Raw genomic sequence first — 12,529 nt, forward strand, 5'->3', positions numbered from 1 at the left:
CAGCACCGATATCTTTCCTTCACAGATTATCATGTTTTTGCCCAAGTTGTGGGGTGAGGTTTTAGTATGATTTCAGATTGTTTTGAGCGGAATCGTCCTAAACTTATAAAATTATTAGACTCTACACAAGCCATGACCCGTTTTCTTTCTACTCCAAATTTTCGTCAGCTTCTCCACAAACATCCCGAAGCTTTCGCTGCTGCTAGTTGTGCTATTTTAGTGTTTTTAGGTTGGTTATTTTTAAACTTAGGTTGGGTGGGGATTGCCTTATTCTTGCTTCCGGCTGCTTATGTGATTGGGGGCTATGAAAGCACCAAAGAAGGATTAACCACTCTGTTTGAAGAACATCAGCTAGATGTTGATTTATTGATGATGGTGGCAGCTTTGGGAGCGGCAAGTTTAGGGTTATGGCAACGAGATTATACTTTAATAATTGATGGGGCAATTTTAATCCTAATTTTTGCGATTAGTGGGGCGTTAGAAAGTTTCGCCATGCAACGCACTGAACGCAATATTCGCCGTTTAATGACAGTTGCACCGGATACAGCCAGAACCCTTCGTAAGATTCACCAAAACCCGGTTTCTGACAGTCAATTCCCTATTTATACCCCTAATTCCCCCCAAGAAACTGGGTTTTTAAACGACTCCTCTCAAAATTTTGAAGAAGTTGAAATTCCGATTGATCAACTCCAAATCAATGATATTGTGATTGTCAAACCCGGTGAACTTATTCCCACAGATGCTTTAATTATAGAAGGTCAGAGTCATCTTAATCAAGCTTCGATTACCGGAGAATCTATTCCTATTGAAAAAACCATCGGGGATGAAGTGTTTGCCGGAACGTTAAATGGTCATGGGGCGTTACGTTTACGAGTGCATAAATCCCCTGAAAGTAGTTTAATTCAACGAGTCATTCGTTTAGTTGAACAAGCCAAAACCGAAGCCCCGCCCTCTCAACAATTTATCGAAAAATTTGAACGAAATTATGCTAAAGTTATTGTGATAGGAGGAATTTTACTGGCAATTCTTCCGCCTCTTTTATTCGGTTGGAATTGGGAAATCACCATTTATAGGGCTTTAATTTTTTTAGTAGTCGCTTCTCCTTGTGCATTAATGGCGGCAATTATGCCTGCTTTACTCTCAGGAATTGCCAATGGGGCGCGTCAGGGGATTTTGTTTAAAAATGGGGCGCAATTAGAAAAAATTGGCACAATAAAAGCAATTGCTTTTGATAAAACCGGAACCTTAACAACGGGAAAATTACAAGTGGTTGAAATCATTCCCACAGAAGGCAATTCTCCCGAAACAGTCTTACAACTGGCTGCGGCTTTAGAAGCCGTTTCTGAACATCCCATCGGAGAAGCCATAACGGGTGAAAATTCTGCCCAAAATCTACAACTTTTAACCGCAAAAAATGTACAAGCCAAAGCAGGTTTAGGAATTCTGGGAACCGTTGAAAATCAATCCGTGATTGTCGGAAAAGCGAGTTTTGTGATCAGCGAACTTTCTCAACATCATCAGAACCTAGAAGCGGAAACCTATCGCTTAGAAAATGAAGGAAAAACGGTGATTTGGGTGGCGAAAGATCAGGAAATATTAGGATTAATAGCAGTTTCAGATACCGTTAGAACTGAAGCCAAAAGCGTGATTGAACGGTTAAATAAAATGGGAATTCAACAGATTGTTATGTTAACAGGCGACAACCAACGCACCGCCGATACTGTCGCTCAATCTTTGGGAATTACACAAATTTATGCTAACTTATTGCCTGAAGATAAACTAACCGTTATTCGACAATTAAAACAGCAATATAACACCGTTGCCATGATTGGAGATGGAATTAACGACGCGCCTGCTTTAGCCCTCGCAACAGTCGGTATTGCAATGGGAGGAGGCGGAACGGATGTAGCCTTAGAAACGGCAGATATTGTGTTAATGGCGGATCGTTTAGACAAATTACCCGAAGCCGTTAATTTAGGTCGTCGTTCTAATCGAATTGTACGCCAAAATATTGTGTTTGCTTTATCATTTATTGGTTTACTTTTAGTCGCTAATTTTGCAGGTCAAATTAATCTGCCGTTAGGCGTCATCGGACATGAAGGTTCAACCGTTTTAGTCACCTTAAGCGGTTTAAGGTTATTAAAATCTTAAGGGCGGGTTCATTACAGTTTACAGTTATCAGTGACCAGTAAACTGTAAACTGTAAACTGTCTATGCTTGTTCCCAAAGTTGTTTGACTTTTCCGGGAAGCCAACTAGAAACTTCTTGAATTCGTTCTTCTGAAAGTTCATCTTTTGTCGCTGAAAATACGGCTGAAACCGCTTGTTCCCGATCAACGGTTTTCGGAAGTCCACCTTCATTTGCGACTCGGAATAAGAAGCGATCCGCGTCAATTTTAAAGATTCCTGGCCCCTGCCAAGGTGGACGAACCCGACTTAAAAAGCCTACAATGGGGTTGGTATCTTTCCAAAGTTCAGTCACTTCCATTTGGAGTGATTTTTCTTTCGTTGGTAACGCTTCGGTATGCAGTTCATCTGCTACGCGATCGGCTGCTTCTGTTGTCATCAAATCTCGCATCACTCGGAAGACAACTTCCGTAAAATCTCGGGCATCATAAAGATCGGCAAAACCGCTTTTTTTCATCACTTTTTCCAGAAAAGAGCGATTTTCATCCGCGATAACAGTTCTTCTATCTTCAACTTCCGTCGGATCAACCTCGGGCAAATTTCGATTAAAAACGTCGTCTGGCATTATTATTTCCTTTTTTTATTCTCATTTTCATTGCCTTAGCTTAGTAAAAACTTTCTCAATTCATCTTCATCCTTAAGTTAGATATGTTGACTATCAAAAGATAGAGATTTAGTGAGAATTTAAAAAAGCATCAAAGGTTTCTCGGTCTGGAAGTGAAGGTTGCGCCCCTGATTTTGTCGTTGCTAACGCCCCCGCCGCCGTTCCCCAAATTACCGCTTCTCTTAACGATAAACCCTGTTCAAAAGCAGCCGCCATCGCCCCATTAAACGCATCTCCCGCCGCAACGGTATCAATCGCTTGAACCGGGAAAGCTTCCACTCTAAAATGTTCGGCAACGTTCATACAAAAAACCCCTCTTGAACCTAATTTTAAGACAACCGTTTTAACACCTCGTTCAAGCAATTTTTCCGCCGCTTTGATACAGTTTTCTTCTTCGGCTAAATCTAATCCCGTTAATCGCTTGGCTTCTGTTTCGTTCGGTGTTATAATATCAATCAAGGGGTAAAGTTCATCCGGTAAACTTTTCGGAGCCGGAGCCGGATCTAAAATCACTTTTACACCCGCTTCTTTGGCCGCTTTAGCCGCTAATTTAATCCCAGGTAACGGCACCTCTAACTGCAACAGTAACGCCCTAGCATGAGGCAATAAATGGGTTAATCTTTCAACATCTGAACCTGCAACTTTACCATTCGCCCCAGGGATAATAATAATCGTATTTTCGCTCTTTTGATCAACGGCAATCATTGCCACACCTGAACTCGTTTCGGCATCAATTTGAACCCCTTCCGTTTGGACTCCCGTTTCGTTGAGATGGGCTAAAAGTTCCTCTCCCAAACTATCTTTTCCCACTCGCCCCACCAAATAAGTTAACGCCCCTAAACGCGCTGCTGCTACCGCTTGGTTTGCACCTTTTCCACCGGGGGCAGTAAAAAAATGTTCCCCTTGTAATGTTTCTCCTGGACTCGGTAAACGAGGGGTTTTAACCACTAAGTCCATGTTAATACTGCCAAACACAATTAAACTCATAAGCTATTTTATTTAACTTTGGTTTATCACAATGTTGGTGAAGATGGTATCATAAACTTAACCTAAAAACATCTAACTTTCTAAGGAACTTAGTTGTGCGAGTTTATTTAGCTGGCCCCGATGTCTTTTTACCTGAACCCTTAAAAATGGCAGAGGCAAAAAAACAGATTTGTCAAAACTATGGCTTTGAGGGGGTATTTCCCTTTGATGCTAGTTTAGATTTAACCAACTTAACCCCTCGTGAAGCTGCAATCAAGATTTATGATTGTAATATTAACTTAATGAATAGCTGTGATTTAATCATTGCCAATATGACTCCGTTTCGCAGTCCCAGTTTAGATGCAGGAACCGCTTTTGAAATGGGATACATGACCGCATTAGGAAAGCCTATTTTTGGGTATACTAATGATAGTCGTCTTTACCCTGAACGAGTTTTGAATAAAACCTCAGAAACCTTAGATCAAGATGGACTGTTGATTGAACAATTTGAGATGATCGATAATCTCATGTTAGAAGCGGCTATTATTAACAGTGGCGGTGTTGTTGTCTATGAAGCCGTTGAACCCCAACAATATTATACAGAATTACGAGTGTTTAAAAAAGTTGTTCAAGTTGCCGCTCAAAAACTCTTGAGTTCATCATAAAAAACCCGGTTTCTCAAAGAAACCGGGTTTTTATACCCGAAAACATAGATAAATTTCAACCAACATGAATCCACAAATATCTCCCCCTAAAATTATTCTCGATACTGACCCCGGCGGCGATGATGCCTTTGCATTGTTGTGGTTAATCAGTTTAGTAAAACAAGGATTCGCCGAACTTTTAGCCGTCACTTCAGTTGAGGGAAATGTGAATGCAAAACTCACCTTTACCAATGCTTGTAAACTCCTCCAACTGACCGATTTTCCACAAATAGAAGTCGGACGAGGCATGATTAAAACCCAAAAAGAAATTGCCGATGCAGCCCATATTCACGGCAATGATGGCTTAGGAAATTTAGCCAAAACCTTACCTTCTCCCCAAAAATCCTATGAAAAAGCCAGATATTCCGATGAAATAATCATCGAAAAATTAACCGCATTTCCCGGAGAAATTACAATAGTCGCCCTCGCCCCTTTAACCAATTTAGCCTCCGCCGAAACCAAATTTCCCGGCATTTTAAAACAAGCCAAAGAAATTATCATTATGGGCGGTGCTTTTAACGTTGCAGGAAATGTTACCCCAGAAGCCGAATTTAATATCGCTTACAGTCTTGAAGCCGCAGAAATCGTTTTTAATAGCAGTAATAATTTAGTTATTTTACCCTTAGATGTGACGCGATCGCTGATTTTTCTTCCCGAAATGGCGGAGAATATTGCTGAAGTCAACCCCGAAAGTCCGATTTCTCAGTTTATCCTCGCCTTAGCCAAAGCCATGACTCAAACCTCCCTTTCCTACCGAGAAACCCAAGGAATATCGGGGTTTTTAGTTCACGATGCGGTTACTTTAGCCTATTTATTTTATCCTGAAACCCTACAATTTCGACGGGGTAGAGTTGAAGTAGAAGTCTTCGGGAAATGGACAAAAGGAAAAACCATTTGCGATCGCCGCCACCATGCTAAAATGGGAGCAAACGCCTGGGTCGCCCAACAGGTCAATTCAGCCGATTTATTGGCTGCTTTCGTAGAAGATTTGAAAAGTCTGGTAGAATATTAAATATTGGCTAAAATAATCGAGCAAAATTGGAAGCGGGGCGGGTTTAAACAGTGAACAGCGCAAACTTGCGACGGGCGCGGTTTCCGCCAGAAGCACAGTTTGTAAGAGAGTGACCAGTGAACAGTAAACACTGATAACTGATAACTAATAACTAATAACTGATAACTGGTCACTGTATAACTGTAAACTGTAATGAACCCGCCCCTACAACAGTGGCCTCTTAAGCACAAATAACCTGATTTCGACCTTGATTTTTAGCTTGATATAACGCTTCGTCTGCCTTTTTAATCACAGTTTCCGGTGTCGAACCCTGATCGGGAAAACCAGCCACCCCAAAGGAAGCCGTTATCCGTCCTAAATCTTTCCCTTGATAGGATAACTGAAGTTGTCGAATTCCTTCACACAACTGTTCCGCCCTCGCTTTTACAGTTTCTAACGACATCTCCGGTAAAATCAACGTCATCTCCTCACCTCCGTAGCGACAGGCGACATCCGATAATCTAATTTGACGCTGAAGGAACCGGGCGACTTCCTGCAAAACCACATCTCCCGCCTCGTGACCAAAATGATCATTAAATTGCTTAAAATAATCAATATCAACCATAATAATTCCTAACGGTTGACCCGAACGTTGCGATCGCTGAAATTCTCGCTGTAAAACCTCTTTCAAATAACGACGGTTAAACAACCCCGTTAACGGATCACGAATACTTTGGTTGTGCAACTCCTCCCGCAGTTGTAAATTAGATAAACCCAAAGAAATCTGTTCCGCCACCGTTTGGGCTAACTGTTGTTGACCTTTACTTAACCCCTCAAATTCTTGGGTTCGCAGATAAAATAATCCAAAAGCCTGTCCTTGAACTATCGTTGGAATACACAAAGAAGCCGTTGGTAAAGGATCACGCTGAACATGAGTACAAAACAAACCCGGTTGACTGTCACTAGCCAGGTGAATTTGTCCCCGTCGCAGCGCCCAACAATCATCAAAAGCCAGGTTCAGTTCACAAGCCGCTAATTCCCCAAATGTCGCGATAGACTCCACTTGATTCGTTTTTTGATTACTCAATAATACCGTGCCGCTACAACCCGGAAAAAGCTGTTTGAGAAACTCAGAAATCGGCCCGTAAGCCTCCTCAACCCCATGACAAGCTTGCAAAAACTCAATCATTTGATTAATAATAGCCGATTCCCGGTGGCGTTGCTCTAACTCTTGAACAGACTGTTCTAAGCGTTGGTTAATTTCAGCCAGATGTTGGTTTGCTCGTTGTAAAGCCAGTTCGGCTTGTTTGTGTTCTGTGATATTCTGATAAACAATCATCCCTAAAATCACCTCACCCTCTTCATTTCTAATCGGCACCGCCCGAACGAGATAAGTCTGATCTTGATATTGAATTTCTTCGACCCGTTCACTTCCCGCTAACGCCGTTTGATACAACGGTTCAACCGAAGTACAAGTTTCCGCCGATAACACCTCCGACAAAGTATAACCTTCTAACGCTTCTCGACGCAGTTGTAAATGGGCGAGTCCTTGACCATCAGCGACGAGATAGCGTAAATTGCGATCAAACAAAAAGATAGTCCCATTGGGAAAATTATGGGCAATGGTGCGATAAAGTTGTTCACTGGTGCGTAAATCTTCCTGAACTTTTTTCAAGATGGTAATATCGCTACAGGTACAAATCACCTGTTGAACCGTTCCATCTTCTCTCAGTTGCGGTTCAGCACTCACCAAAACCCAGATTAACTCCGTTTCGGCTTCCGCTTTCACCGCCGGACGATAAATCCCCATCAACACATTTTTCACCGCTTGACGAGTTAGAATTGCTTGGGGAACCGGATGAGTGTTATACGGGAAAGGAGAACCATCTTCGTGAATCATTTTCCATTCTGGAGGGAGAGATGTTATCCCTAAGAGTTCCGCTTCCGATAACCCCACTAATTGCCATGCTTTAGGATTACATAACAACACTTCACCCTCAGACCCATGTAACGTTACGCCAACACTCAAATTCCGAATTAAGGTACTAAACCGTTCTTCACTTTGTCTCAGTGCAACTTCCGTGTGTTTGCGTTCGGTAATATCCAGCATTACCCCTTGTAGCAAAATCGCAGTATTGTCCTCATCTCGAATCACAACGGCTGCATCTTGTACCCATAATACATCCTGATTGCGCGTTAACAGCCGATACTCACAAACAAACGGGCGATCATGGGATGGTAAATTTTTTAAGCGATTACTCATCTGTTCTCGATCATCGGGATGCAGACATTGACACCACAATTGCGGGTTACTCATCCATTCATCTGTCGTATATCCTAACATTTGTTCAATGTGAGGACTAATATAAAGCGGCATACTCGCTTCCCCCACCGTTATCGTGTAAACTGTAGCAGGCATTTGTTCCACCAGCCCACGATAACGGGCTTCTGAGGCGCACAACGCTTGATCGGCTAGTTTCTGCTCGGTAATGTCTATTATCACTCCAAACAGCCGTATCGCTTGGCTGTGTAGGTTTTCGATCACTTCTCCTTGACTGTGAAGATAACGCAGTTCCCCATCGGGACGAATCAGGCGATACTCGATATCAAAATATTCTCCTGTGTTCAGGCTTCGTTGTAAAATGTTGTAGCACTGTTCCCGATCTTCGGAGTGAATCATCTCTAGCCATTCTTCTAGGTTGGGTTCCTCTTCGCAAGGGTCTAACCCGAAAATCCGAAACACTTCTTCTGACCAACTAATCTTTCCTGTTGTTACATCAAAATCCCAATTTCCCAGATGAGCAATGCGTTGAGATTCTAATAGGTTTTGAGTGCTATGACGCAGGGCTTCTTCGGTGCGTTTTCGTTCGGTAATATCTTCAACAACATAGCAGCATCGCGGACGAGAAAAGTTTCCCGGAACAGGACAAATTGTGGCGGAAAACCAATTTTTTCCCTTGATGGTTTGATGAGTATATTCAAAGTGAGCCGGTTTCTGAGTCTGTTGGGTTTCCTGACAATGTTTGACCCACAGTACAGTTAAGTTTTCTGGAATTCCTAACCCCCGACAGGTTTGATGTTTTAACTGCTGAACTTCACAGCCTAATAATTTTGCGGTTGCTGGATTATCCCACAGATGACGTATATTATTATCCAGTATTTCCACAACTCCCATCATTAAGGTTGTGCTGTTACACAAACTACTGAGAATGGCTTCTTGTTCTTTTAGAATTACTTCGGTTTGCTTATACTCACTAATTTCGATCCAGTATCCCACTAATTCAACAGGATTTCCCCTTTCATCCTGAACTAATTTCACTTCATCCCGCATCCAACGATAATTACCATCTTGATGACGAAACCGATATTCGTAGCGATAGTAACCCTGTTCGGAAATTTTGTTCATTTCTACCGCTATAAAGGCTTGATCATCGGGATGCACTCGCTCCCACCAAAACTCATAACTCTCTAAAAATTCTTCAGGGTCATACCCTAAAATTAGCCGCACATTTTCACTGACAAATGTGGCTTTATAGGTCTGATAATCACAGCTATAAATAATCGCTGGATTGGCTGATAATAAAAACTTTAATCTCTCTTTTTCCGATTGAGATTGACTTTCACTACCGCGATATTTCGCCAGATCTTGGGTTGATTTTTCGCCGCCTTCATCCACTCGGTTTTTCAGTTCTTCCGTCAGTTGATCATAAACATTTTCCCTCTGACGATATTGCGTAATATCCTCTCCCGTCAAAATTACATATTCCACTTGACCTGCATCGTTATATAGGGTACTATTAAAATGGGAAACCGTGCGGGCCTGTAAACCCCCTTTTGTTAGCCAAGTGAGTTCCTGCTGAGGGGGAAACTCAGAAGACGGTAAGGTTTGAAAATTGGCTTTGAATTGCTGTTGTTCCTCAGACGAGAGAAAGATTTCCCAGAAAATTTGATTTCGCACTTCTCGAAACGAATATCCCGTTACCGCTTCCGAGGCTTGATTAAACCGAACAATTCGTCCTTGGCTATCAAGTACCACAACTAAGTTACTGACCGTTTCTACAATCGCCGCATTAAGATCGGGTTGAGGGGGGGCAACTTTACCGTTTTGAGGGCTTAGGAGTAGACTCACCTGTTGTTGGAGAAGTTGAATCACTCCGTACATTTCCATCGCATCTAGACCCTTTAAAATGCAGTTTGGGGTGATGATTCCCGCAATCTGTCCCGATTGTGAACTGACAAACAATTGAGAGATCCGATGTTGCTGTATTCGCCGATCCGCTTCTATTAGATTATCATCCGGGTGAATCAATGGCAAGCCGAAATTCATAATTTGATCTACTCGGATGCGATCATCTAACCCCAAAGCATAAAACTGAACTAAATCCCCGGCTGTGATGAAACCCAAAGGCTGAAGTTGATAATTATAAATTTTCTCAGCAATCACAAGACAATTGTTTTGAGATTTCGCGAGTTGTTGGGTGGCTTGTTTAACAGTAGCACTTGGGGAAAGATAAATCACCTCTCGACTCATCACCTCTTCGACGCGGCGAAATTTGAGAAAGTCTAAAGGCGGTAAGCAACAGCGAAGACTCTCTAGAGTGACTAATCCTAGAACCTGCCCTTGATCGGATAGAATCGGAAGATGACAAATCTGGTATTGATTGAATCGGTGAATGAGGGTAAACGGATTTTCAAATTGCGATCGCTTTAGGGTAATCGGTTCAACCGTCATTACTTCCGAGATGCTAACCTGAACATCCAGCATTCCCTCTGCAATTAATCGGACAATATCCCCAGGAGTCAACAGTCCAACGAGGCGATCATCATCTATCACCAAAACACAACGGGTCTCTACATCTTCGATCTGATCATCTGTAAAAAGCTGACAAGTCTTTCTAGACCGACACATCAAGCTAAAGACTTCAGACAGAGGCGTTTGCGGAGAAACCGTTAACGGGTTGGGGTTAATCGCCGCATCCAGGCTAGAATCAAATTGAGATAAGCTGCTGGCAGGCATGGGTCATCGAGGGTTAGAGAATTTAATTCTATTTAAGCATTAGTCATAATTTCCTAGACACCCTGGAAGTTGGTTGTGGCTTCCCTTTCCTAATCTATTGTCGCATCTTTGACATCCGATGTCGGATGAAAATAGTGATAGATTTCTTGGGCTAATTTTAACCCAATTCCGGGGACTTCAGTTATTTGTTCGGGAGTTGCCATGCGAAGATAATCAATAGACCGAAAATGGGCTAAGAGTTGTTTTTGGCGATGCTGTCCTAAGCCGGGAATTTCATCTAAACGCGATCGCTTCATCCGTTGACTACGTTTGTCTCGATGGAAACTCACCGCAAACCGATGGGCTTCATCTCGCAGACGTCGTAACAGTTGAACTCCCGGTTGTTCGGCGTCGGTTTCCAGAGGGAAGGACTCACCCGGAAGAAAGATTTCTTCCCGTTGTTTGGCTAAACTAATGACACGCAAATCTTCTAATAGGTTCAACTCGGATAACACTTTCACCACTGCTGACAGTTGACCTTTCCCGCCATCTATCATAATTAAATCGGGTTTATCGGCGGCTATTTTTTCAGGCGTTAATATCGGATAATCTCGAAACCGTCGTCCGATGACTTCAGCTAAACTGGCAAAATCATCCGAACGTCCTGACTTGACTTCGGGGTTTCTAATCTTATAATGTCGGTATTGTTGGTTGGCAGGTAAACCGTCAATAAATACCACCCGAGAAGCCACTGCATCTGAACCTTGAATATGGGAAATATCATAACCTTCGATGCGATGAGGAATGTCAGGAAGATCGAGAACTTCGGCTAAATCTTGTAAGGCTTGATGATGGCGATCGCTAAATTTTTGCACTCGTTCAAGTTCATAGCCTGCATTGCGTTCAACCAGTTCTATTAATTCTGCTTTGGTTTGGCGTTGCGGGTTAACAATGGTGACTTTTCGACCTTTATAGTCACTCAACCAGTTGGCTAGAATAGATTCTTCCGGTAAGGGATATTGAACCAAAATTTCACTGGGAATTTCCACTGGATCAACCGTTTGATAATGGTCTTCGAGAACCCGTTGTAAAATTGCCCCAAATTCTGATTCTTTTTGTGGATCAAACTGGATAACTTCCGCCTGAAACCCCAACCGCCCCACCAGTTGACCTGCCCGAATTTGAAACAGTTGAATACAGGCAAGTTTATCGTTAGCTGCTAAGGCAATGGCATCTCTCGATACTCTGTCATCGGGGAGAGAGACTTTCTGATCGGCATTGAGTGATTTTAGTCCTTGTATTTGATCTCTAATTTTGGCTGCGGTTTCAAAATTGAGGGTTTCAGCAGCAGTTTCCATTTGTTGGTTTAAAGAGTCAATCAATTCTCCGGTTCTCCCTTGAAAGATCATGGCAACTTTTTGGATAATTTGATGATAGTCTTCGGGAGAGATTAACTGTTGACAAACTCCCGGACATCGCCCGATATCATAGTTCAAACAAGGACGATCTTTAAACAAGGGTTTCGGACGTTGACGCAAGGGAAAAATTTGTTGAACTAAATGTAGGGTACTGCGTAACAGTCGGGTATCAACGTAGGGACCATAATAGCGATCTTTGGCTTTTCCTAAACGGCGTTTGCGGGTAATGAAAATGCGGGGATATTCTTCAGACCAGGTAATACAGAGATAGGGATATTTTTTGTCATCTTTCAGCAGCACATTAAAATAAGGCTGATGCTGTTTAATCAGATTGGCTTCTAAGGCTAAGGCTTCGGCTTCGGTATCGGTGACAATAAACTCTATTTCTGTTACCTGTTGGAGCATCATGGCAATCCGAGGACTGTGGCGGTTATAATCCCGAAAATAGGAACGAACTCGCGATCGCAATTTTTTCGACTTCCCGATATATAAGATCTGATCCGAGCGATCGCGCATTAAATAGACTCCCGGAACAGGCGGAATTTCTGTTAACCGACTTTCTAGGCGTTCAGGATGTTTGACCAGAGGCAGGGTTGGAGTTGAAGGCATTGTAGAGAAAGGGGTTTATTTGCAGCAACTTTTCTGATAATCTATATTATGATGC

Annotated in this window: 7 protein-coding genes; 3 read left to right on the forward strand and 4 right to left on the reverse strand. The window is 42.5% G+C overall.

Annotated features, from left to right (window positions below; all coding sequences use genetic code 11):
* Positions 1-66: 66 nt before the first annotated feature.
* The gene (locus VB836_RS14835; protein WP_407659676.1) at positions 67-2,151 is read left to right on the forward strand and encodes a heavy metal translocating P-type ATPase; all 2,085 of its coding nucleotides are present in this window, start codon (positions 67-69) and stop codon (positions 2,149-2,151) included.
* 60 nt (positions 2,152-2,211) lie between these two features.
* Here VB836_RS14835 and VB836_RS14840 read toward each other — a convergent pair whose 3' ends face one another.
* Positions 2,212-2,751 carry a DUF2267 domain-containing protein gene (locus VB836_RS14840; RefSeq protein WP_323220213.1) on the reverse strand — a complete coding sequence of 180 codons (540 nt, stop codon included), beginning with the start codon at positions 2,749-2,751 and terminating at the stop codon, positions 2,212-2,214.
* Positions 2,752-2,859: 108 nt separating this feature from the next.
* Positions 2,860-3,777: a ribokinase gene (rbsK, locus tag VB836_RS14845; RefSeq protein WP_046279951.1), complete on the reverse strand. Its 918-nt coding sequence runs from the start codon at positions 3,775-3,777 to the stop codon at positions 2,860-2,862.
* A 95-nt stretch (positions 3,778-3,872) separates the two neighbouring features.
* Between rbsK and VB836_RS14850 the strand changes: the two genes are divergently transcribed.
* Both VB836_RS14850 and VB836_RS14855 read left to right on the forward strand, forming a co-directional pair.
* The gene (locus VB836_RS14850) at positions 3,873-4,421 is read left to right on the forward strand and encodes a nucleoside 2-deoxyribosyltransferase (protein ID WP_046279952.1); all 549 of its coding nucleotides are present in this window, start codon (positions 3,873-3,875) and stop codon (positions 4,419-4,421) included.
* A gap of 64 nt (positions 4,422-4,485) precedes the next feature.
* Positions 4,486-5,472, forward strand: a complete 987-nt coding sequence (locus tag VB836_RS14855; protein ID WP_046279953.1) for a nucleoside hydrolase — start codon at positions 4,486-4,488, stop codon at positions 5,470-5,472.
* Positions 5,473-5,692: 220 nt separating this feature from the next.
* Here VB836_RS14855 and VB836_RS14860 read toward each other — a convergent pair whose 3' ends face one another.
* Together VB836_RS14860 and uvrC are read right to left on the reverse strand one after the other, a co-directional pair.
* Positions 5,693-10,468 carry a PAS domain S-box protein gene (locus tag VB836_RS14860; protein ID WP_323220217.1) on the reverse strand — a complete coding sequence of 1,592 codons (4,776 nt, stop codon included), beginning with the start codon at positions 10,466-10,468 and terminating at the stop codon, positions 5,693-5,695.
* A gap of 89 nt (positions 10,469-10,557) precedes the next feature.
* Positions 10,558-12,474 (reverse strand): excinuclease ABC subunit UvrC, encoded by a 1,917-nt coding sequence (gene uvrC / locus VB836_RS14865; protein ID WP_323220219.1) that lies wholly within the window; start codon positions 12,472-12,474, stop codon positions 10,558-10,560.
* Positions 12,475-12,529: the final 55 nt, after the last annotated feature.

Source organism: Limnoraphis robusta BA-68 BA1 (genome assembly GCF_034932365.1).
GTDB lineage: Bacteria > Cyanobacteriota > Cyanobacteriia > Cyanobacteriales > Microcoleaceae > Capilliphycus > Capilliphycus robustus.